Origin of the sequence: Pseudomonas sp. B2M1-30, from assembly GCF_025447575.1 — a bacterium.
In the GTDB taxonomy this organism is placed as follows: Bacteria; Pseudomonadota; Gammaproteobacteria; order Pseudomonadales; family Pseudomonadaceae; genus Aquipseudomonas; species Aquipseudomonas botevensis.
On the sequence record NZ_JAOEJT010000012.1, the window covers coordinates 185,068 to 205,524 of the forward strand.

Genomic DNA, 20,457 nt, shown 5'->3' on the forward strand with positions numbered 1-20,457 from the left:
CATGAACGATCACAACAACAATATTCAGCTGGAAACTTCCATGACCACGACCACCATGACCATGATCCAGGCCCTGCGCTCGGCCATGGATGTGATGCTTGAGCGTGACGACAATGTTGTGGTGTTCGGCCAGGACGTTGGCTATTTCGGCGGTGTGTTCCGTTGCACCGAAGGCCTGCAGACCAAGTACGGCACCTCGCGGGTGTTCGACGCACCGATCTCCGAAAGCGGCATCGTCGGCGTCGCCGTGGGCATGGGCGCCTACGGCCTGCGTCCGGTGGCCGAGATTCAGTTCGCCGACTACGTTTACCCCGCTTCCGACCAGATCATTTCCGAAGCCGCGCGCCTGCGTTATCGCTCGGCCGGCGAGTTCACCGCACCGATGACCCTGCGCATGCCTTGCGGCGGCGGCATCTACGGCGGCCAGACCCACAGCCAGAGCATCGAGGCGATGTTCACTCAGGTCTGTGGCCTGCGCACCGTCATGCCATCCAACCCGTATGACGCCAAGGGCCTGCTGATTGCTTCCATCGAAAACGATGACCCGGTGATCTTCCTCGAGCCGAAACGCCTGTACAACGGCCCGTTCGACGGCCACCACGACCGCCCGGTGACCCCATGGTCGAAGCACCCGGCCGCGCAAGTACCGGACGGCTACTACACCGTGCCGCTGGACGTCGCCGCGATCACCCGTCCGGGCAAGGACGTGACCGTGCTGACCTACGGCACCACCGTGTATGTGTCGCAAGTGGCCGCTGAAGAGTCCGGCGTCGACGCCGAAGTCATCGACCTGCGCAGCCTGTGGCCGCTGGACCTGGACACCATCGTCAAGTCGGTGAAGAAAACCGGCCGCTGCGTGGTCGTTCACGAAGCGACCCGCACCTGCGGTTTCGGCGCCGAACTGGTGTCGCTGGTGCAAGAGCATTGCTTCCATCACCTGGAAGCGCCGATCGAACGCGTCACCGGTTGGGACACCCCCTACCCGCACGCGCAAGAGTGGGCGTATTTCCCTGGGCCGTCCCGAGTGGGCGCGGCGCTGAAACGGGTCATGGAGGTCTGAATGGGCACGCACGTTATCAAGATGCCGGACATCGGCGAAGGCATCGCAGAAGTAGAACTGTCGCAATGGCACGTCAAGGTCGGTGATCTGGTCGTGGAAGATCAGGTGCTGGCGGACGTGATGACCGACAAGGCGATGGTCGATATTCCGTCGCCGGTACACGGCAAAGTCATCTCCCTCGGCGGGCAGCCGGGCGAAGTGATGGCGGTCGGCAGTGTGCTGATCAGCATTGAAGTAGAAGGCGCGGGCAACCTGAAAGAGTCCACCGCGCCTGCACCGGTAAAAGAGGCGACCGTTGCACCGAAAGTCGAAGCCGTCGTGGAAAGCAAACCTGCCGCGGCTCCGCGTCCGGCCCCGGCCTGCCAAGGCCCGATGGTTGCCCGCGAGGCCGATGAGCGTCCGCTGGCCTCTCCGGCCGTGCGCAAACACGCACTGGACCTGGGCATTCAATTGCGTCTGGTACGCGGCAGCGGCCCGGCCGGCCGGGTGCTGCACGAAGACCTCGACGCCTATCTGGCCCAGGGTCAATCGAATGCCTCGGCGCCTGTTGGCGCCGCTTACGCCCAGCGAAACGATGAAGAACAGATTCAAGTGATCGGCATGCGCCGCAAGATCGCCCAGCGCATGCAGGACGCCACCCAGCGCGCAGCGCACTTCAGTTACGTCGAGGAAATCGACGTCACCGCGATCGAAGAACTGCGCGCGCACCTCAACGAAAAACACGGCGCCAGCCGTGGCAAGTTGACCCTGCTGCCATTCCTGGTGCGAGCCTTGGTCGTCGCCTTGCGTGACTTCCCGCAGATGAACGCCCGTTACGACGACGAAGCCCAGGTCATCACCCGCCTCGGCGCGGTGCATGTCGGCGTCGCCACGCAAAGCGATGTCGGCCTGATGGTGCCGGTGGTACGTCACGCCGAGGCGCGCAGCCTGTGGGACAGCGCCGCTGAAATCTCCCGCCTGGCCAGCGCCGCGCGTAACGGCAAGGCCAGCCGCGACGAGTTGTCCGGTTCGACTATCACTCTGACCAGCCTCGGTGCACTGGGCGGCATCGTCAGCACCCCGGTGTTGAACCTGCCGGAAGTGGCGATCGTCGGCGTGAACAAAATCGTCGAACGCCCGATGGTCGTCAAAGGCCAGGTGGTGATCCGCAAGATGATGAACCTCTCCAGTTCCTTCGATCACCGCGTGGTCGACGGCATGGACGCGGCGCTCTTCATCCAGGCCATCCGTGGCTTGATCGAACAACCCGCAACGCTGTTTGTGGAGTAAGCAATGCAGACTCTGAACACCACGCTGCTGATTATCGGCGGCGGCCCCGGCGGCTATGTGACCGCGATTCGCGCCGGGCAACTGGGCATTCCGACCATTTTGGTCGAGGGCCAATCTTTGGGTGGCACCTGCCTGAACATCGGCTGCATTCCGTCGAAAGCGCTGATCCATGTGGCCGAACAGTTCCATCAGACCCGGCACCACAACCAGCATTCGGCGCTGGGCATCAGCGTCGGCGCGCCCACCCTGGACATCGGCAAAAGCGTCGAGTGGAAGGATGGCATCGTGGATCGTCTGACCACTGGCGTCGCCGCGCTGCTGAAAAAGAACAAGGTTCAGGTCATCAACGGCTGGGCCAAGGTGATTGACGGCAAAACCGTGGAAGTCGGCGATACGCGTATCCAGTGCGAGCATCTGGTGCTGGCAACCGGCTCCAAAAGCGTCAATCTGCCGATGCTGCCGATCGGCGGGCCGATCATCTCGTCCACCGAAGCGCTGGCGCCGACATCGGTGCCAAAACGCCTGATCGTGGTCGGCGGCGGTTACATCGGTCTGGAACTGGGCATTGCCTACCGCAAGCTCGGTGCGGAAGTCAGCGTGGTCGAAGCGCAGGATCGCATTCTGCCGGCCTACGACGCGGAACTGACGCAACCGGTACACGAAGCGCTGAAGCAACTGGGCGTGAAGCTGTACCTGAAACACAGCGTCCTGGGTTTTGACGGCACCTTGCAGGTGCGTGACCCGGACGGTGAAACCCTGAATCTGGAAACCGATCAGGTGCTGGTTGCCGTCGGCCGCAAACCGAACACCCAGGGCTGGAACCTCGAAGCGCTGAATCTGCAAATGAATGGTGCGTCGATCAAGATCGACGGCCGCTGCCAGACCAGCATGCGCAACGTCTACGCCATCGGCGACCTGAGCGGCGAGCCGATGCTGGCACACCGCGCCATGGCACAGGGCGAGATGGTCGCCGAGCTGATCAGCGGCAAGACCCGCGAATTCAACCCGACCGCCATTGCCGCCGTGTGCTTCACCGATCCGGAACTGGTGGTGGTCGGCAAGACCCCAGACGAAGCCAAGGCTGCCGGCCTGGACTGCATCGTGTCGAACTTCCCGTTCGCCGCCAACGGTCGGGCGATGACTCTGGAATCGAAAAGCGGCTTCGTGCGCGTGGTCGCCCGTCGGGACAATCATCTGATCGTCGGCTGGCAGGCGGTGGGCGTGGGTGTTTCGGAACTGTCGACGGCGTTTGCGCAAAGCCTGGAAATGGGCGCGCGGCTGGAAGACATCGGCGGCACCATCCACGCACACCCGACCCTGGGAGAAGCGGTGCAGGAAGCGGCGTTGCGTGCATTGGGGCACGCGCTGCACCTGTAATAATCGGACGAAGGGGGAGATTTTTCATAAGCAGGCTAATAAATCTGCTTCTCCCCCCATCGCCCGGGCTGCGAAACCGCTCAAGAATGAAGTATTGTTGTGCCCATCCAAAAAACGTCAGAAGCCTTGAACCGTTTCGACGGTTGTTAAGTGATAGAGGGTGTCATGGGTAACGAAAGCATCAACTGGGACAAGCTGGGTTTTGACTACATCAAGACCGACAAACGCTATCTGTCGTACTTTCGCAATGGCGAATGGGACAAAGGCACCCTGACCGAAGACAACGTGCTGCACATCAGCGAAGGCTCCACTGCCCTTCACTATGGCCAGCAGTGCTTCGAAGGCCTGAAGGCCTATCGTTGCAAGGACGGCTCGATCAACCTGTTCCGTCCGGACCAGAACGCCGCGCGCATGCAGCGCAGCTGCGCCCGCCTGCTGATGCCGCATGTGTCCACCGAACAGTTCATCGAAGCATGCAAGGACGTGGTTCGCGCCAACGAGCGCTTCATCCCGCCTTACGGCACCGGCGGCGCGCTGTACCTGCGTCCGTTCGTGATCGGCGTGGGTGACAACATCGGCGTGCGTACCGCGCCGGAGTTCATCTTCTCGGTATTCGCGATCCCGGTCGGCGCCTACTTCAAGGGCGGTCTGACCCCGCACAACTTCCAGATTTCCTCCTTCGACCGCGCCGCGCCACAAGGCACCGGCGCCGCCAAGGTCGGTGGCAACTATGCCGCCAGCCTGATGCCAGGCTCCCAGGCCAAAAAAGCGCATTTCGCTGACGCCATCTATCTGGATCCGCTGACCCACAAGAAGATCGAGGAAGTCGGTTCGGCCAACTTCTTCGGGATCACCCACGACAACAAGTTCGTGACTCCGAACTCGCCATCCGTGCTGCCGGGCATCACCCGTCTGTCGCTGATCGAACTGGCCAAGACCCGCCTGGGCCTGGAAGTGGTCGAAGGCGACGTGTTCATCGACAAGCTGTCGGACTTCAAGGAAGCCGGCGCCTGCGGTACTGCTGCAGTGATCACGCCGATCGGCGGCATCAGCTACAACGACCACCTGCACGTGTTCCACAGCGAGACCGAAGTCGGCCCTGTGACCCAGAAGCTCTACAAAGAGCTGACTGGCGTACAGACCGGCGACGTCGAAGCGCCAGCGGGCTGGATCGTCAAGGTTTGATCTGACGGCCAGACGTAAAAAAGCCCTCCATCGAGTGATCGATGGGGGGCTTTTTCATGGCTGCTGTCGGCACAGCCACTCGATGAACACCAGAGCCGAAGCTGTCATCGGCGGCACCGTACCGTAGTAATAACGTGGCAAGCGCATGCGCAAATCCGGCAGCGGGCAGATCAATCGTCCGCTCGACAGGTGCGTGCCCAGCAACGAGGTCGGGCACAAGGCGATGCCCTCACCCGCCACCGCCGCGTCCAGCACCCGATGCATGTAGTCGAACTGACGGGTTACCTGCCCGGCATCCTGACTTTGCCCAAAGCGCATGGCCCAGTTATGCCAGTCCTCGCGACGAGCCCGAACGGTCAGCAAAGTGTGCTGATTCAGCGCCGCAAGGTCCGCGAGAGGCACGCGCTCGATCAGTTCGGGTGCAGCGACCAGCAGCAATTCATCCTCGAACAGCGCATGAGCCTCGATAGTCGGTGCCCAGTCATCGCGCCCGCGCCGAATGACCACGTCGAAACGGTCGACGGCCGGATCCGGGGATCGGGTTTGGGTGATGACCTCGGTTTTGATGTCGGGGTGCTGCGCTATGAAGTCCGGCAACCGAGGCATCAGCCACAACTGAGCGAAGGAGGGACGCACATTGAGGGTCACCGTCGGCTGCGCGACCTGCTGTTTCAACTCGAACGTGGCATCGGCAATCTGCGCAAGGCCGGCGCTGACCTGCTCGTAGTAACGCTGCCCGACGGCGGTCAGCAGTGACTGGCGGATACGCCGCTCGAACAGCAACACACCGAGGTGTTCTTCCAGCAGTTTGATGTGACGGCTGATGGCGCTGTGACTGACATGCAGCTCTTCGGCCGCCAGGCTGAAGCTCTGGTGACGCGCCGCGACGGCGAATGCGCGAACAGCATTGAGCGGAGGCAATGGTTTTTTCATGCGTCTAATTTAGTTACATATGCAGCGCATTTAAAGCGTTTGTCACACCCGCAGCCGCCACGCCAATCTGCCCGCACCCAGCCACGGGATTCGACGGAGCCATCCATGCACAGCTACGGACTGTTTTTACTGTTCGCCACCCTGACCATTCTCAGTCCCGGTCCGGGCGTGGTCCTGACGTTGTCCAACGCGGTACGTCATGGCTGGGCCGGCGCCCTGCCGGGGATTTTCGGCATCGCCTCGGGCGCTTTCGTGGTGGCCGCGATCAGCGCCACCAGCGTCGGCCTGATCCTCAGCGCCTCGGCCAACGCCTTTATCGTGCTGAAATACGTCGGCGCCGCTTACTTGTTGTACCTGGGCTTCAAGAGCTGGCGCTCGGATCGCTTCGTGGCCCTCAAAGCGCTGCCGCCCTCCCGTCCCGGCTATCGGTTTCTGGAAGCGGCCTCGTTACAGTTTCTGAACCCCAAGGCCATTTTTTTTTTCCTCGCGGTGTTCCCGCAATTCATCGACACCACCCAGGCTTTCTATCCGCAGTTCTTCAAACTGGTCGCCTCTTACGGGGTACTGGTGATTCTGGTTCACGGCAGCTACGCCCTGCTCGCCCATGTCGCCAAGGGCTGGCTGTCGAGTCCGAAGGGTTCCTGGTGGACGGCGAAGGCCTCGGGGGTAACGTTTGCAGGTTTTGGATTGCTGATGGCTTCGGCAAGTCGTTGAGCACTTCCATCAAATCAAGCACGTCACTCCCGCCCTTCCTTCATAGCAATCCGCTTCCCACCCCGCGCAGCAATCCCGCTCGCCTGCCCGTTCTGTTGCTTGCCTGTCCGTGCCTGGGTAATCAACCCCGGAATCAACTCCCCCTCCGGCAGATTCTTCCAGAACCGCGCCGGCAAATGCCCTTGCATGACCTTCGGGTTCAGCCGCGCCGGGTTGAAGATGTGGCTGTAGTAAGTCAGCCACAACTCACCATGGGGATCGTCGACGTTCTGCGCCAGTTGCTGCCACTCCACCGGGCACTGGCGTTGATGAATCAACTGCTCGCCATCGTAATAAACGCCATCCCTGGGCGTGGCGATCAACCAGCGGTGGCGCCCCATGCGGCCGATGAAATGTTCGCTGGCGCTGTGCAGGATGTCGTGGGCCGGCTCATGCCAGGCCACATATTGTGGGCCGGGGCTGCCTTGCGGCCGTTCGATGAAACGCACGAACGCATGCAAATGATGGGCTTCGCGGTGCACTTGCTTGAGCCGCCGTTGCAACTCGCTGCCCAGCTTGTCGCCGGCCATCATCGCCGTGCGATCGCCGTGACTGACCCGCCACAGCACTTCGTACAGCAGACTCCAACGCTGATCGCCACGATATTGCGCGGCACATTCAAGGGTCTCGAGCAGCAGGCGCGGAATCCGCGCCTGAAACGGCCCCTGCCCCTCGGGAACAGACTGCTCGTTGGCAAACAGATCGCTGACTCCTTCAGACGCCCAGCTCACCAGACTCGGATCGACCTCATGACTGAGCAGCCAGCGCGCCTGCTGGCGCCAGCTGTCGAACAGGTCATCGCAATCGAGATTGATCATCCCCACAACCCCATTTGCTGCGGCATCGGTCGGTCGCGCAGTTGCTGATAAAGCATCTGGCTGGTGACCTCGGCCTGCTGCGGGTGGTAATCGCTGGTAATGATGAACGGCTTGGCCTTGGCCAGCACACAACGCATGCGGGCCAGGTCTTCGTAGCGAATCCGTCGCTGCCGACGCAGCTCCACCAGGCGCTCGGTGGTCCGCAGACCGATACCGGGAATACGTGAAATCAGCGCCGGCTCCGCGCGATTCAGGTCCAGCGGAAACACCTCGCGATTCTGTAGCGCCCAGGCCAGTTTCGGGTCGATGTCCAGCGCCAGATGCCCCGGCCCCTTGAACAGCTCCCCGGCGCTGTAGCCATAACCGCGCAACAGGAAATCGGCCTGGTACAAGCGGTGCTCACGCATCAGCGGTGGTGCGGCGAGCGGCACGCTTTTCGGGCTGTTGGGGATCGGGCTGAACGCCGAGTAATAGACTCGACGCAGGCGGAACGTGCCGTACAGCGCCTGGGCGCTGTGCAGGATGGTGCTGTCGTCGGTGTCATCGGCACCGACGATCATTTGCGTGCTCTGCCCGGCCGGAGCGAACTTCGCCGCGCGGGGCTCGTTGAGTACGGTTTGTTCACCGGTATAGATGGTGTTCATCGCCTGCTTGATCGAACCCAATTGCTTCTCCGGCGCCAGGGTTTGCAGGCTGGCGTCGGTGGGCAGCTCGATGTTGACACTCAAACGGTCGGCATAGCGCCCCGCCTCGGCGATCAGAGCCGGGTCGGCTTCGGGAATGGTCTTGAGGTGGATGTAGCCGCGAAACTCATGCTTCTCGCGCAGCAAGCGGGCCACACGATTGAGTTGCTCCATGGTGTAGTCCGCCGAGCGGATGATCCCGGAACTGAGGAACAACCCGCTGACGCAGTTGCGCCGGTAGAAATCCAGGGTCAGCGCGACCACTTCCTCGGGCGTGAAGCGGGCGCGCGGCACATCGCTGGAGCGGCGGTTGACGCAGTATTGGCAGTCGTAGAGACAGAAATTGGTCAGGAGGATTTTCAGCAGCGAGACGCAACGCCCATCAGGCGTGTAGCTGTGGCAAATACCCATGCCATCGGTCGCGCCCAGCCCGCTCTTGCCCTCGGAACTGCGCTTGGGCGCTCCGCTGCTGGCGCAGGAAGCGTCGTACTTGGCGGCGTCGGCGAGAATGCTGAGCTTGTCGATGAGTTGCATGGCTGGACCCGATACTGTTTGCATATACAGTATCGATCCGATTGCGATACGACAAGGCGAAAAACCTGTTCCTCGTCGGCAAGCACGCAAAGGCAAAAGATCGCAGGCGGCGATCTTTTGCCTTCCCTGCACTCAGTTCAGCGCTCAGGCACCGCGCAATTCAACCGTCAGGTGCGACAGCTCATGCACCGGCGCCAGGCGTTCGCGAATGGCCTCCGCCGTCACACCGGCAGTCGCCACCACACTGACAATCGCCGCCCGCGCCTGCGGGCCGACCTGCCAGACATGCAAGTCGCTGATGTGCACGTCGTCCGAGGTTTCCAGCAGCTCGCGGATCTCGGCGGCCACCGGTTCATCGGTGGCGTCGAGCAGCACGGCGGCGCTGTCGCGCATCAGGTTGTAGGCCCACTTGGCAATTACAATCGCGCCGACAATGCCCATCACCGGATCCAGCCATACCCAGCCCAGATAACGCCCGGCCAGCAGCGCCGCAATCGCCAGGACCGAGGTCAAGGCGTCGGCCAGGACGTGCACGTAAGCCGAGCGCAGGTTGTTGTCATGATGGTGGTGATGATCGTGGCCTTGGTCATGATGGTGCCCATGGTCGTGGCTGTGATGGCCCATCAGCAGAAACGCGCTGAGCAGATTCACCGCCAGGCCCACCACGGCGATCACCGTCGCCTCGCCGAATGCCACGCTGGTCGGCTGGAACAGCCGCAGGATCGACTCGCCGGCAATGCCCAGCGAAACCAGCCCCAAAACCATGGCCGAGGCGAAACCGGCGAGGTCGCCGACCTTGCCGGTGCCGAAACTGTAGCGGCTGTTTTGCGCATTGCGCCGGGCGAAACCATAGGCCGCCGCTGCGATGCCGAGGGCGCCGGCATGGGTCGCCATGTGAAAACCGTCAGCGAGCAACGCCATGGAACCGGTGATGTAGCCGGCGGCAATTTCGCCGATCATCATGATAAATGTCAGGATCACCACCCATAACGTGCGGCGCGCGTTCTCATCGTGGGAGGCGCCCAGGAACTGGTGGTCGTGGCGAAAGCGTTGCGCTTGCGGCGTCAGGGTCATGATTTGGCGCTCTACTTTGAATAACGACGGATGGCTTGCAGCAACTCTTCCACACCCTGGGCGCGCTCGTCGTCACTCAGGCCGGGGCGGGCCACATGTTCACGGGCGTGGGCGTCGATGAACTGATCCATCAAGCCGTTGACCGCACCGCGGATCGCCGCGACCAGGTGCAGGGTCTTGGCGCAATCGGCATCGCCTTCGAGCGCCTTTTCCACGGCCTGAACCTGCCCGGCAATACGCCTAACCCGGTTGAGCAGGTCATCTTTGTGTTCATGAATGTGCGACATACCTATACCCCCTACCCCTATATGGTGGGCATATTGGCTGATCGCCGAAATGAACGCAACTTCCGTTATGGGCGCGGATTTGCTCGCGAAGGCACGCTGAAAAACGAAGCATCATTTCAGCATCATCCGCGAGGCTACATCGCCTTGCGCCTTTGCCTACAACTGCGCCAGAATCCGCCGGCTTGTGCGGTTTGGGGGGCGTCGGTAGCTTTTATCCCGTCACTGAAATGGTCGGTGATCGGGTTTAGTCGCTCGGTGTTTTCCAGGTTCGCAAGCGGTTATTCAGTCAGGCATTTCCACGCCTGCACTCAATGGCGGCTGTGCGCAGGGCGCCCTCGGGCGCGCCGGTGATGCTTGGACACTGGTCGACTAACCTGCGTATAGCTGCCACCTATTGTTTAGTCGCAAGAAAGTGTCAGCCTCATTCAGGTATCCAAGCAAATGATTAAACCAACACCCAATCCACCAGAAACAGACACCCCAACCGAAGCCGATCCAGCCTCCCCCTATTCCTCCCTCGATCCGAAAAAGCTTCACGATGCCGCCGAGCGCGCCCTCGATCACCATCTCAAACCCCAAGCGCCGAAACGCCGCAAACCCAGCACCATGTTCACCATCGATCCCTATCTCGATCAGCAATCGCTGCTGGCCCACGCCTGCGAATCCATGGCCTCGGCCAACGTGATGCTCAGCGACTTCGCCGCCCTCCTCGACCCGCCCTACCGCAGCACCGTGCTGGGCATTGCCCAAGTGGTGATGTTCGGCGAACTGGCGGTCAACCGGGCGCTGGACACCTTCGAATCATCCATCTGAGCCGTCATTGCAAGCATCCGTGGCGAGCGAGCGAACGCCCTCGCCACATCCGGAAACTGCGTTAGGGAGGACATCACATGCTCAACCAAACAGACACACACGCCGTCGCCGCACTGAGCGCCATCGGCCTCAACGAACGCGACCACCTCTGGGCGCAACGGGCATGCCTGGTGCTGTTCGAGAGTCAAAACGAATCAATCGTCGCCTGCGCCGTCACCGCGCTCGGGCAACTGGGCGAACTGGACCGAAGCACCGTACTGCCGGCGCTAACGCGAGTGAAGAACCGCTTTCCATCACTCGAAACCACAGTGGCCCGGACGCTGGGCGAAATAGCGAGGGTTGCCTGATCCTCACGCAATCATCCCGCGGATCGCAGCCCCTCACCCTAGCCCTCTCCCGGTGGGGGAGGGAACTGATTGGGGAATGCTTGGGAAATTCGCCGACCTGGAAGTGCTCTACCGAATCCATAATCGAATCGGTCATTCAGGTCGGTGCATAACATCAGACACCCCACTCGGCCCCCTCTCCCACCGGGCGGTCCGACGTTTCGGGAGGGCTGGGGTGAGGGGAACAGGCTGACTCAGATCCAGTGTGGGAGCGGGCCTGCTCGCGAAAGAGCCGGCAGATTTACCGCTTGAAATCCGCCAGGATAAAAGGCGTATGAGCCCGAAGGTAAACATCCACATGTTCCAGCGAATGCAGCAAATCGCTGGATGTCTCAGTGCTTCCCCGGGCATCCAGGCGAGTAAGGGTGACGGAGTAAAACTCATTGTCCTGAAGCAGAACGCCAGTAAACCTGACCTTCTGCCCTTCCTCGTCGGTAACGGACGTCGCCGTCAAAGGCCTGGACTCCAGCACTTGTGAGAGCCGCGACTTGAGCGCGTTGCGTTTGGCAAGCAGCTCCTTGCTCACGACCCAAGCGCCAATCCCCACCGCAATGGAGAGCAATGTCATAAAGCCGCTGGAATAGCGCCCACGCCTCGAATGGTTTTCCCCCAACCAGTCGACGACCTGAGAAACCACGTGCCATACGTCCATTATTCAGTCCCTGAAAGTGATAAGAGCATCGGCGCAATCGACCTCAATCCTCCCGCGTCAGCACTTCCAGCAGCTCAATCTCAAACACCAGGTTCGAATTCGGCGGGATCTTGCCCATCGTCCGTTCGCCGTAGCCCAAGTGTGCCGGCACCAGCAGTTTGCGTTTGCCACCGACTTGCATGCCCATGATTCCCTGATCCCAGCCTTTGATGACGCGGCCCGTTCCGATCACGCACTGGAATGGTTTGCCCCGGCTCCAGGAAGAATCAAACTCCGTACCGTCTTCCAGCCATCCGCTGTATTGAGTGGTGATCAGCGCGCCTTTGACGGCGGTTTTGCCGTCGCCCGGTTGCAGGTCGATGATTTGCAGTTCGTCTGTCATGGTTCTTAACTCATTAGCGATGGCCCGGTCGGGGCGCGGACGCAGGTTTTCGCAGAATCCGTCGCCAATGGCAATGCATGGAACGGAATCATTCGCCGCCGCTCACATGAATATCGACATCGCTTCAAGCCAGGGACGCTCTGATGACCGACTCACGATTGCTGCGCAGTTTCATCCCGCCGTACATCCTTAACCGGATCATTGCCCACGGTTCGGAGACGCAGCGCAGGGCCGCGATGCTGACCCTCAATCATGTCCGCAGCCTGTTGCCCAATCCCGGCCCGCCCCTGCGTCCGCCGGCCAGGACGATCCAGCCAGCGGGCAAACCCGGCCTGGCCCAGCGCAGCGTTCACGATGCACAGAATAAAATGCTGCTGCCGGGGGGCGCGGTGCGCCTGGAAGGCCAGCCGGCGTCGGGCGACCGGGCGGTAGACGAGGCCTATGACGCCCTGGGCGCCAGTTATGATTTTTTCTGGAAAGTGTTGGGACGCGACTCGATCGATAACAAGGGTTTCGCCCTGATCGGCAGCGTGCATTACGGCCAGGGTTACGAAAACGCCTTCTGGAACGGCGAGCAAATGGTCTTCGGTGACGGTGATGGCGAGATTTTCCAGCGCTTCACCCGCTCGCTGGACGTGATCGCCCACGAACTGGCGCACGGCGTGACCGAGAGCGAGGCCGGGTTGATTTACGCGGGCCAGTCCGGGGCACTGAACGAGTCGCTGTCGGATGTGTTTGGCGTGCTGGCCAAGCAATACGCGCTCAGCCACACGGTCGAGCAGGCCGACTGGCTGATCGGCGCCGATCTGCTCACGCCGAGGATTCAGGGCAAGGGCCTGCGCTCGATGTCCCATCCCGGTACGGCATATGACGATCCGCTGCTGGGCAAGGACCCGCAGCCGGAACACATGCGCAAATTCGTCATCACCACGGAAGACAACGGCGGCGTTCACATCAATTCCGGAATCCCCAACCGCGCGTTTTATCTGGCGGCACGGGCGTTGGGCGGGTTTGCCTGGGAGAAGGCCGGGCGGATCTGGTACGACACGTTGTGCGATAAACGCTTGAGTCAGGATGCAACGTTCGACGCCTTTGCCCGATTGTCCGTCGAGCACGCGGGCAAGCGATTCGGGGCCAGGGAAGTCGCGGCGGTGCATCAGGGTTGGTCTCAGGTCGGCATTGAAATGTCGCTGGAGGTTGTATGAAAACCCTGCCCGAGTTGGGCGACGATGCCGTAGTGCGGGTTTCCCGACAGGGTGGCGTGGCGGCGATTCATAGCCTGAGCCGGCCGAGGGAGATCGAGTTCGCGCAATGCGATACCGGCCAGCGCAGCCGAATCTGCTCGGTACTGGAAAGGTGTTTGTCCTTGGACAACAGCGAGTCCGGGCGTGGGGATCAGCGGTTTTATCAGATCGAGGTGCGCTCCCGGGCCGGTGAAATGGTGCTGAAAGTGCCGGAGGATCAGGCACCGGGCGATCTGGTTCATCTGTGGGACAAGGGGCAATTGTTGTAGGGAGCCAATAGATACTGACCAAGTGCCATACACGCGGGCTTTACAGGGGCTGTTGCCGCGCAGATCAGTGATTTAAGCTGTGCGGCAATTTCGTCGGTGTACGGTCCGCTCGTCATGTTGACTACTTCTGAATGAATCCGGTCTGGATCGTCGCGGTTGCGGGCGCGATCATGCTTGGCGTGATCGGCTACCTGTTATGGCGCCAGCGTGCGCTGCACAAGCAATTGGCGACGTATCAGGCACTGGTGAGCCGCCTGACCGACCATCCACCGCCGCGTACCGATGGCGACGCCGAACGTTTCAAGCGCAGCCAGTATTTCGCCCGGATCGGCACCTGGGATTGGGAAGTCGACACCGACCGTCTCTACTGGTCGGACGCGATCTTCGGCATGTTCGGGTTCAAGATCGGCGAAGTGACGCCGTCCTACGCCCTGTTCTGTTCCTGCGTCCACCCGGACGACCGGGAGAAAGTCCGTGCCGGTGAGTTGCGCTGTCTGGAAACCGGCGAAAACCACGACGAGGAATACCGCGTGGTCTGGCCCGATGGCACCATTCGCTGGCTGCGCGAGACGGGCAACGTGGTGAAAAACGATCACGACACCATGGTCAAAATGATGGGCGTGGTGCGCGACATCACCGAAGAAAAGGCGTCCGCCAGCTACCTCCAGCACCTGGCCCACTTCGACCCGCTGACCGGTCTGCCCAACCGGCTGGTGCTGGAAGAACGGCTCTCGCAAGCCCTGGAACACGCCCGCAACACCGAGACTCGGGTGGCGCTGGTGTTCGTCGACCTCAACGGCTTCAAATCGATCAACGACCGCTACGGCCACGCTGCCGGCGACCGCGTCCTGATCACTACCGCCACCCGCCTCAAACGCATCCTGCGCGCCAGCGACACCGTCGCCCGGATCGGCGGCGACGAATTCGTGGTCGTCCTCCAGGGCCTCTCCCCCGCCCTTAACCTGCAAGACGAAGCCCGCAGCATCTGCCAGAAAATCTTCGTCGAACTCTCCCCGACCATCACCATCGGCAGCGACCAGCGCCACATCGGCACCAGCCTCGGCGTCGCCGTCTTCCCCGACCACGCGCCGAGCATGGATCGACTGCTGCACATTGCCGATCTGGCGATGTATGAGGCCAAGCGCAGCGGGAATAATCAGTATCGGTTAGGGGGCGAAAACCCGGTGCGCGTCCATGCACCGGGGTATTGAGCGGGCGGGTCAACGCACCACCGGCTGAATCTCCACAATCGTCCCGTTGGTAATCATCACCATCACGTACTTGTCATCGATCTGTACCCACTGCGCCTGCGGCTCCGGTGCCTTGAGGCCTTTGTGTTTCCAATCGGTGATGGCTTTTTCGCTGCGCTGGTAGATGTCCGGCGCGCGGTCGTTGACCTTGAGTGCGCGGTTGCCGGTCGGGGATTGCACGCTGGTGCTACTTGAGGTTTCGGCCGCTTGAACGATGGGGCTGATCCCGGCGATACCCGCGACGAGGGCCAGGCTGGCGATTAGGGTCTTGTTGTTCATCGGTGAACCTCCTGAATTGTCTGATACCTGAACTCCGACTGTGGGGCACGGGAATCATTCCATGTGGTTTGCTGACTTCTGGCGAGACAGTCTAGAACCTCCTCTCCAGCAGGATGACCCCGACAGGTTCACGGCCAGACCTGCGCATTTACGCTAAGATGCCGCGCAAAACTTGCCGAGTGAATAAGGACATCACCGTGAAAATCTACATCGTCGTCAACCTGGTGCTTCTCGGCCTCCTCGCCCTCTACGCCGTACACCTGTTCAACTCGTTGGTCGCCCGCCGCAACGAAATCAAAAACGCCTTCGCGCAAGTCGAAGTCCAACTCAAACGCCGCTATGACCTGATCCCCAATCTGGTTGCCGTTGCCAAGGGCTATCTGGCCCATGAGCGCGAAACCCTTGAAGCGGTCATCTCTGCGCGCAACGCTGCGGTGGTCGGGCTGGCGGCTGCACAGGCCAAACCCGGCAACGCACAACATATTGCAGAGCTAGGCCAGGCAGACGCCGCGCTCAGCAGTGCCGTCGGCCGATTGAACCTGACTCTGGAAGCCTATCCGGAACTCAAAGCCTCACAGAACATGCAGCAACTCAGTGAGGAACTGAGCAGCACCGAGAACAAAGTGAGCTTCGCACGACAGGCTTTCAACGATGCGGTCATGGCCTACAACACCCTGAAACAGAGTTTCCCGGCGGTGCTGCTGGCCGCCAGTTTCGGCCATCGCGACGACGCCGTTCCGCTGAAGTTCGCCGATACGCTGGCAATCAAATCAGCGCCCACCGTTTCGCTCTGAACCTCCCTGCCCACGGACGGCTCCATGAACTTCTTTGAACAACAACACCAGGCCCGGCGCAAGACCACACAGTTGGTCAACCTGATGATCCTGTCGGTTCTCGCCCTGATCGTCCTCACCAGCCTGCCTTTTGTCTACACGGGTTTTGAGGATTACTTGAACGGTACTGGCAGTTTGCGGGATGCCTTGATGGCGATGGCTGTGATCGCATCACTCATCAGTGGTGTCGTGGTGATTGGCGGCCTGTTGAAATACCGGGAACTGCGTGCCGGCGGGAAAGTGGTTGCCGAAAAACTTGGCGGTCGACTGATCAACGACAACGCGCGCTCGCTGGATGAACAACGACTGATGAACGTCGTCGAGGAAATGGCGATCGCCTCCGGCACCATCATTCCCGCGGTGTACCTGCTACCGGACGAAACCATCAACGCCTTCGCGGCCGGACTTACGCCCGAAAACGCGGCCATTGGTGTGACGCAAGGCGCCGTCAGATTGCTGACCCGGGAAGAACTGCAAGCGGTGATCGCCCACGAATTCAGCCACATTTTCAACGGGGACATGCGCCTCAATACCCAACTGGTCGCGGTGGTACACGGTCTCTTGGTTTTGGGACTCACCGGTGCCTACATTCTGGCCAGCCAACTCAAGATTGAAAGCGGCAAAAAGCGCGATCTGCGAATGGTCCTGCTGGGGATGTTCATCGGTCTGGTGTTGTGTGCTGCCGGATTCGCCGGGAATTTCTTTGCCAACCTGATCAAGGCCGGCGTTAGCCGCCAACGCGAATTCCTCGCCGACGCCAGCGCCGTACAGTTCACCCGCAACCCACAAAGCATTGTCGGCGCCCTGAAAAAGATTGGTGGACAGGGTTCGTCCATCAGAGCAGCCCGCGCCGGTGAATTCAGTCACCTGTATTTCAGCGCTGGCGTGTCGAACCCACTCAGTCGCCTGTTTGCCACTCATCCGAATCTGAGCGAGCGTATCCGCCGAATTGATCCGCAGTGGGACGGCAATTTTGCACCTGCCCAAGCAGGCTCATCTCCACAGGTTTAGTAATGTTCACCAACCACCCGCCAACCCATAACGCTGGGTGAGCGGGCTTGCTCGCGGAGGCCAGGCCAGCCACCCTCCCCACCCGCTGAACCACCGCTTTCGCGAGCCAGTCCGGCTCCCACGGGTTTCCGACCGATGCCATGCAATCGGCGATTGATCCGCTCTGCACATCAATGCATGCCAACAATGCAATTAACAGATCGATCCCCCTGCGCCACTATCCGCCCCAATAAAAACCGTGCGCCGCCTCCCCGTAGCGCACGTCATAAAAGCGGTGGAGTACTTTTCTATGACAGCCTCAATCCCACACGGCGGCTCGCGGGCCGGCGCCATTTTCCGGGTGACCTCGGGTAACTTCCTCGAACAGTTCGACTTCTTCCTGTTCGGCTTCTATGCCACGCAGATCGCGGCAGTGTTCTTTCCGGCGAGCAGTGAGTTCGCGTCCCTGATGATGACCTTCGCCGTGTTCGGCGCAGGCTTTTTGATGCGTCCGCTGGGGGCGATCGTGCTCGGCGCGTACATCGATGACGTCGGCCGGCGCAAAGGTCTGATCGTCACCCTGTCGATCATGGCCAGCGGCACGATCCTGATTGTGCTGGTGCCCGGATATGAGTCCATCGGCCTGTTCGCTCCGGCGCTGGTGCTGATCGGGCGCTTGCTGCAGGGTTTCTCCGCGGGTGCGGAACTGGGCGGCGTGTCGGTGTATCTGGCGGAAATCGCCACACCGGGCAATCGCGGGTTCTTCACCAGTTGGCAGTCGGCCAGCCAGCAAGTGGCAATCGTCGTCGCGGCTGCGCTGGGCTACGCGCTGAACCAGTGGATGGCGCCGGATGTGATTGCCGATTGGGGCTGGCGGATTCCGTTTTTCGTCGGCTGCATGATCGTGCCGTTCATTTTCCTGCTGCGGCGCAATCTGGCGGAAACCGAAGAGTTCACCGCGCGCAAGCATCGCCCGAGCATGAAAGAAGTGTTCCGCACCCTCGGCCAGAACTGGGTCGTGGTAATCGGCGGGATGCTGATGGTCGCGCTGACCACCACCGCGTTCTATCTGATTACCGTGTACGCGCCGACCTTCGGCAAAACCGTGCTGCACCTGAGCACCTCCGATGCGTTGCTGGTGACGCTGTTGGTGGGAGTGTCGAACTTCTGCTGGCTGCCCATCGGCGGTGCAATTTCCGATCGCATCGGTCGCCGTCCGCTGCTGATCGCCATGGCGCTGCTGGCGCTGGCGACGACTTATCCGGCGCTGTCGTATCTGGTGCAGGCGCCGAGCTTCGCTCACATGCTGCTGGTGCTGCTGTGGCTGTCGTTCATCTACGGCATGTACAACGGCGCGATGATTCCGGCGCTGACCGAAATCATGCCGGTGGAAGTGCGCGTGGCCGGGTTCTCCCTCGCCTACAGCCTGGCGACTGCGGTGTTCGGCGGTTTCACTCCGGCGATGTCGACGTTCCTGATCCAGTACACCGGGGATAAAGCCGCGCCGGGCTACTGGATGAGTGTCGGCGCGCTCTGCGCGTTGTGCGCGACGCTGTACCTGTATCGCCGTAGCGGCGGTCGTCTGCAACCGGCCGTGGCCTGAGGAGCGTCTGCATGAAAAAACTGTTCAGCCTGACCGCGTTTGCCCTTCTCGCGTGCAGCGCTCTGGCGCAAGCCGAAGAACTGCGGGTGATGACCTCCGGCGGCTTCACCGCCGCCTATAAGATCCTCGGCCCGAAATTCGCGGCCACCACCGGCAATACCCTCGACACCACCCTCGGCCCGTCGATGGGCAAAGCCCCGGAGGCGATCCCCAATCGCCTCGCACGCGGTGAGCAGGCCGATGTGGTGATCATGGTCGGCTACGCCCTCGACGACTTGATCAAGCAAGGCAAGGTCGACCCGGCTTCGCGGGTGGAGCTGGCGGATTCGCGGATCGGTCTGGTGGTGCGTGAAGGCGCGCCGAAGCCGGATATCAGCAACGTCGACGCCCTGAAGAAAACCCTGCTCGACGCTCAATCGGTGGCCTACTCCGACAGCGCCAGCGGCGTGTACATCGAGCAGCAGCTGTTCAAGCGCCTGGGCATCGAAGACCAGTTGAAAGCGAAAGCGAAGATGATCCCGAAAATCCCGGTGGGCTCGGTGGTCGCCACGGGCGACTATCAACTGGGCTTCCAGCAGGTCAGCGAATTGCTGCCGGTGCCGGGGGTGAGTTTCGTGGCGAAGATTCCGGAGTCGGTGCAATCGGTGACACGTTTCGCGGCGGGCATTCCGGTGGGCGCGCAGCATCCGCAGGAGGCCAAGGCCCTGCTCGCCTACCTCGCCGCGCCCGCCGCCCAGGCGGATGTGCAGGCCACCGGGCTGGATTCGGTCAAGCGCTGACGGTGGGCGGCTGGACCTTCATTTCCACCACCAGCCGCTCCAGTTCCAGTGCCGCCGGGGTCAGGGTACGACCCCGGCGCTTGATGATGCCGACGCTGCGCATCACTTGCGGATCGGTCAGCGGCACCCGCGTCAGGATCGGATGATCCGCCGCCGGCATCGCCATCAGCGGCACCGCCGCCACCCCCAGTCCCGCCTCCACCAGACCGATCATCGTCGTCACATGCAGGGTTTCGCAGATGCTCGGGCGCTGCGGCACCACGCGGCTCAACGCCTGATCGAGCAGAAAGCGATTGCCGGACGTCTTGTCCAGCGAGATGTAATCCTGCTGGTAGAACTCGTCCCACGTCACACTGCCGCGCCCGGCCAACGGGTGATCGCGGCGACAGGCGACCACGTAGCTTTCTTGCACCAGCGGCTCGAAATCGACGCCGGCGTCCTGGGTGCCCATGAAACTCAGACCGAAATCCGCCTCGCCATTGACCACCGCGCTGAGCACGTCGTGGGCGCTGGAGTCGTGGACTTTGACTTTGATCCGGGGAAACTGCTGGTGATAACGCGCAACCACGCGCGGCATGAAGTAATACGCCGCCGACGGGACGCAGGCGACGGTGACGTGACCGAGCCGGTTCGAGGCCACTTCGCTGATGCCGAGCAACGCCACGTCAAGGTCATCCAGCAAGCGCTCGACCCGAGGAATGAACCCGCGCCCGGCCTGGGTCAGGCTGACCTTGCGGGTGGTGCGCTCGAACAGCTTCACACCGAGGGCGTCTTCGAGCTTTTCGATGCGCCGGCTCAAGGCCGGTTGCGAGATCAGCACGGTGTCGGCGGCCTTGCGAAAACTGCCCTGCTCGACCACCGCACGAAAGGCTTGCAGGTCGTTGAGGTCGAAGTTGATGGCCATGGGAGACTCGCGGAGATTGATTCGCTGGAGCTATAAATGTAACTAATTGATGCAAATTATTACAGGATCACATCAATACAATCCGCAGCCACCGAACGAT

23 protein-coding genes are annotated in these 20,457 nt (G+C 61.4%); 14 read left to right on the forward strand and 9 right to left on the reverse strand.

The window, feature by feature from the left end:
* Position 1: 1 nt before the first annotated feature.
* From N8H74_RS22140 to N8H74_RS22155, 4 genes are all read left to right on the forward strand, one after another.
* Entirely contained in the window at positions 2-1,060 is a 1,059-nt protein-coding gene (locus N8H74_RS22140) for an alpha-ketoacid dehydrogenase subunit beta (protein WP_262150283.1), read from the forward strand.
* The gene (locus tag N8H74_RS22145) at positions 1,061-2,329 is read left to right on the forward strand and encodes a dihydrolipoamide acetyltransferase family protein (protein WP_262150285.1); all 1,269 of its coding nucleotides are present in this window, start codon (positions 1,061-1,063) and stop codon (positions 2,327-2,329) included.
* 3 nt (positions 2,330-2,332) lie between these two features.
* On the forward strand, positions 2,333-3,706 hold the full coding sequence (gene lpdA, locus N8H74_RS22150; protein WP_262150287.1) for a dihydrolipoyl dehydrogenase: 1,374 nt from the start codon (positions 2,333-2,335) through the stop codon (positions 3,704-3,706).
* Between the two features lie 165 nt (positions 3,707-3,871).
* Complete coding sequence (locus N8H74_RS22155) at positions 3,872-4,891, forward strand: branched-chain amino acid aminotransferase (protein WP_217834081.1); 1,020 nt, start codon at positions 3,872-3,874, stop codon at positions 4,889-4,891.
* A gap of 54 nt (positions 4,892-4,945) precedes the next feature.
* On the opposite strand, the gene N8H74_RS22160 is transcribed toward N8H74_RS22155, so the two are convergent.
* Positions 4,946-5,824 (reverse strand): LysR substrate-binding domain-containing protein, encoded by an 879-nt coding sequence (locus N8H74_RS22160; protein ID WP_262150289.1) that lies wholly within the window; start codon positions 5,822-5,824, stop codon positions 4,946-4,948.
* Between the two features lie 105 nt (positions 5,825-5,929).
* Between N8H74_RS22160 and N8H74_RS22165 the strand changes: the two genes are divergently transcribed.
* The gene (locus N8H74_RS22165; protein WP_262150291.1) at positions 5,930-6,538 is read left to right on the forward strand and encodes a LysE family translocator; all 609 of its coding nucleotides are present in this window, start codon (positions 5,930-5,932) and stop codon (positions 6,536-6,538) included.
* 23 nt (positions 6,539-6,561) lie between these two features.
* Here the strand turns inward: N8H74_RS22165 and N8H74_RS22170 are convergent, their stop codons facing one another.
* The 4 genes from N8H74_RS22170 to N8H74_RS22185 form a co-directional block, all read right to left on the reverse strand.
* Positions 6,562-7,395, reverse strand: a complete 834-nt coding sequence (locus N8H74_RS22170; protein WP_262150293.1) for a TIGR03915 family putative DNA repair protein — start codon at positions 7,393-7,395, stop codon at positions 6,562-6,564.
* A complete protein-coding gene (locus tag N8H74_RS22175) occupies positions 7,392-8,612 on the reverse strand; it encodes a putative DNA modification/repair radical SAM protein (protein ID WP_262150295.1) in 1,221 nt (406 codons plus the stop codon). The genes N8H74_RS22170 and N8H74_RS22175 overlap by 4 nt, the downstream gene beginning before the upstream one ends.
* A 144-nt stretch (positions 8,613-8,756) precedes the next feature.
* Complete coding sequence (gene dmeF, locus N8H74_RS22180) at positions 8,757-9,686, reverse strand: CDF family Co(II)/Ni(II) efflux transporter DmeF (protein WP_262150297.1); 930 nt, start codon at positions 9,684-9,686, stop codon at positions 8,757-8,759.
* An 11-nt stretch (positions 9,687-9,697) separates the two neighbouring features.
* Positions 9,698-9,973 (reverse strand): metal/formaldehyde-sensitive transcriptional repressor, encoded by a 276-nt coding sequence (locus N8H74_RS22185; protein ID WP_217834075.1) that lies wholly within the window; start codon positions 9,971-9,973, stop codon positions 9,698-9,700.
* Between the two features lie 441 nt (positions 9,974-10,414).
* Between N8H74_RS22185 and N8H74_RS22190 the strand changes: the two genes are divergently transcribed.
* Positions 10,415-10,786: a hypothetical protein gene (locus N8H74_RS22190; protein WP_262150299.1), complete on the forward strand. Its 372-nt coding sequence runs from the start codon at positions 10,415-10,417 to the stop codon at positions 10,784-10,786.
* 77 nt (positions 10,787-10,863) lie between these two features.
* On the forward strand, positions 10,864-11,133 hold the full coding sequence (locus N8H74_RS22195) for a hypothetical protein (protein ID WP_262150301.1): 270 nt from the start codon (positions 10,864-10,866) through the stop codon (positions 11,131-11,133).
* 280 nt (positions 11,134-11,413) lie between these two features.
* On the opposite strand, the gene N8H74_RS22200 is transcribed toward N8H74_RS22195, so the two are convergent.
* A complete protein-coding gene (locus N8H74_RS22200; RefSeq protein ID WP_262150303.1) occupies positions 11,414-11,824 on the reverse strand; it encodes a hypothetical protein in 411 nt (136 codons plus the stop codon).
* 43 nt (positions 11,825-11,867) lie between these two features.
* Positions 11,868-12,206 (reverse strand): FKBP-type peptidyl-prolyl cis-trans isomerase, encoded by a 339-nt coding sequence (locus N8H74_RS22205; RefSeq protein ID WP_217834071.1) that lies wholly within the window; start codon positions 12,204-12,206, stop codon positions 11,868-11,870.
* A gap of 143 nt (positions 12,207-12,349) precedes the next feature.
* On the opposite strand from N8H74_RS22205, the gene N8H74_RS22210 reads away from it, so the two are divergent.
* From N8H74_RS22210 to N8H74_RS22220, 3 genes are all read left to right on the forward strand, one after another.
* Positions 12,350-13,411: a M4 family metallopeptidase gene (locus tag N8H74_RS22210; protein ID WP_262150305.1), complete on the forward strand. Its 1,062-nt coding sequence runs from the start codon at positions 12,350-12,352 to the stop codon at positions 13,409-13,411.
* Positions 13,408-13,719 carry a protealysin inhibitor emfourin gene (locus N8H74_RS22215; RefSeq protein WP_262150306.1) on the forward strand — a complete coding sequence of 104 codons (312 nt, stop codon included), beginning with the start codon at positions 13,408-13,410 and terminating at the stop codon, positions 13,717-13,719. Before N8H74_RS22210 ends, N8H74_RS22215 begins: the two co-directional genes overlap by 4 nt.
* A 131-nt stretch (positions 13,720-13,850) precedes the next feature.
* A complete protein-coding gene (locus tag N8H74_RS22220) occupies positions 13,851-14,930 on the forward strand; it encodes a sensor domain-containing diguanylate cyclase (protein ID WP_262150307.1) in 1,080 nt (359 codons plus the stop codon).
* Positions 14,931-14,939: 9 nt separating this feature from the next.
* On the opposite strand, the gene N8H74_RS22225 is transcribed toward N8H74_RS22220, so the two are convergent.
* Positions 14,940-15,248 carry an RcnB family protein gene (locus N8H74_RS22225; RefSeq protein ID WP_217834067.1) on the reverse strand — a complete coding sequence of 103 codons (309 nt, stop codon included), beginning with the start codon at positions 15,246-15,248 and terminating at the stop codon, positions 14,940-14,942.
* Between the two features lie 197 nt (positions 15,249-15,445).
* Here N8H74_RS22225 and N8H74_RS22230 point away from each other — a divergent pair, with 197 nt between their 5' ends.
* The 4 genes from N8H74_RS22230 to N8H74_RS22245 all read left to right on the forward strand — a co-directional run bounded on the left by N8H74_RS22230 (position 15,446) and on the right by N8H74_RS22245 (position 19,453).
* The gene (locus N8H74_RS22230; RefSeq protein WP_217834066.1) at positions 15,446-16,042 is read left to right on the forward strand and encodes a LemA family protein; all 597 of its coding nucleotides are present in this window, start codon (positions 15,446-15,448) and stop codon (positions 16,040-16,042) included.
* 24 nt (positions 16,043-16,066) lie between these two features.
* Positions 16,067-17,092 carry a M48 family metallopeptidase gene (locus N8H74_RS22235; RefSeq protein ID WP_262150309.1) on the forward strand — a complete coding sequence of 342 codons (1,026 nt, stop codon included), beginning with the start codon at positions 16,067-16,069 and terminating at the stop codon, positions 17,090-17,092.
* A gap of 289 nt (positions 17,093-17,381) precedes the next feature.
* Positions 17,382-18,674, forward strand: coding sequence for an MFS transporter (locus N8H74_RS22240; protein ID WP_262150310.1), 1,293 nt, complete (start codon positions 17,382-17,384; stop codon positions 18,672-18,674).
* Positions 18,675-18,685: 11 nt separating this feature from the next.
* Complete coding sequence (locus N8H74_RS22245) at positions 18,686-19,453, forward strand: substrate-binding domain-containing protein (protein ID WP_262150312.1); 768 nt, start codon at positions 18,686-18,688, stop codon at positions 19,451-19,453.
* Here the strand turns inward: N8H74_RS22245 and N8H74_RS22250 are convergent.
* On the reverse strand, positions 19,443-20,357 hold the full coding sequence (locus N8H74_RS22250) for a LysR family transcriptional regulator (RefSeq protein ID WP_262150314.1): 915 nt from the start codon (positions 20,355-20,357) through the stop codon (positions 19,443-19,445). The genes N8H74_RS22245 and N8H74_RS22250 overlap by 11 nt on opposite strands.
* Positions 20,358-20,457: the final 100 nt, after the last annotated feature.

Bases quoted from the DNA above. Each gene is read 5' to 3' on its own strand.
- N8H74_RS22210 (WP_262150305.1), top strand. From the start codon at position 12,350: ATGACCGACTCACGATTGCTGCGCAGTTTCATCCCGCCGTACATCCTT.
- N8H74_RS22190 (WP_262150299.1), top strand. From the start codon at position 10,415: ATGATTAAACCAACACCCAATCCACCAGAAACAGACACCCCAACCGAA.
- N8H74_RS22145 (WP_262150285.1), top strand. From the start codon at position 1,061: ATGGGCACGCACGTTATCAAGATGCCGGACATCGGCGAAGGCATCGCA.
- N8H74_RS22195 (WP_262150301.1), top strand. From the start codon at position 10,864: ATGCTCAACCAAACAGACACACACGCCGTCGCCGCACTGAGCGCCATC.
- N8H74_RS22155 (WP_217834081.1), top strand. From the start codon at position 3,872: ATGGGTAACGAAAGCATCAACTGGGACAAGCTGGGTTTTGACTACATC.
- N8H74_RS22170 (WP_262150293.1), bottom strand. From the start codon at position 7,395: ATGATCAATCTCGATTGCGATGACCTGTTCGACAGCTGGCGCCAGCAG.
- N8H74_RS22250 (WP_262150314.1), bottom strand. From the start codon at position 20,357: ATGGCCATCAACTTCGACCTCAACGACCTGCAAGCCTTTCGTGCGGTG.
- N8H74_RS22240 (WP_262150310.1), top strand. From the start codon at position 17,382: ATGACAGCCTCAATCCCACACGGCGGCTCGCGGGCCGGCGCCATTTTC.
- N8H74_RS22185 (WP_217834075.1), bottom strand. From the start codon at position 9,973: ATGTCGCACATTCATGAACACAAAGATGACCTGCTCAACCGGGTTAGG.
- N8H74_RS22175 (WP_262150295.1), bottom strand. From the start codon at position 8,612: ATGCAACTCATCGACAAGCTCAGCATTCTCGCCGACGCCGCCAAGTAC.
- N8H74_RS22215 (WP_262150306.1), top strand. From the start codon at position 13,408: ATGAAAACCCTGCCCGAGTTGGGCGACGATGCCGTAGTGCGGGTTTCC.
- N8H74_RS22220 (WP_262150307.1), top strand. From the start codon at position 13,851: ATGAATCCGGTCTGGATCGTCGCGGTTGCGGGCGCGATCATGCTTGGC.
- N8H74_RS22165 (WP_262150291.1), top strand. From the start codon at position 5,930: ATGCACAGCTACGGACTGTTTTTACTGTTCGCCACCCTGACCATTCTC.
- N8H74_RS22245 (WP_262150312.1), top strand. From the start codon at position 18,686: ATGAAAAAACTGTTCAGCCTGACCGCGTTTGCCCTTCTCGCGTGCAGC.
- N8H74_RS22140 (WP_262150283.1), top strand. From the start codon at position 2: ATGAACGATCACAACAACAATATTCAGCTGGAAACTTCCATGACCACG.
- N8H74_RS22225 (WP_217834067.1), bottom strand. From the start codon at position 15,248: ATGAACAACAAGACCCTAATCGCCAGCCTGGCCCTCGTCGCGGGTATC.
- dmeF (WP_262150297.1), bottom strand. From the start codon at position 9,686: ATGACCCTGACGCCGCAAGCGCAACGCTTTCGCCACGACCACCAGTTC.
- lpdA (WP_262150287.1), top strand. From the start codon at position 2,333: ATGCAGACTCTGAACACCACGCTGCTGATTATCGGCGGCGGCCCCGGC.
- N8H74_RS22235 (WP_262150309.1), top strand. From the start codon at position 16,067: ATGAACTTCTTTGAACAACAACACCAGGCCCGGCGCAAGACCACACAG.
- N8H74_RS22205 (WP_217834071.1), bottom strand. From the start codon at position 12,206: ATGACAGACGAACTGCAAATCATCGACCTGCAACCGGGCGACGGCAAA.
- N8H74_RS22160 (WP_262150289.1), bottom strand. From the start codon at position 5,824: ATGAAAAAACCATTGCCTCCGCTCAATGCTGTTCGCGCATTCGCCGTC.
- N8H74_RS22200 (WP_262150303.1), bottom strand. From the start codon at position 11,824: ATGGACGTATGGCACGTGGTTTCTCAGGTCGTCGACTGGTTGGGGGAA.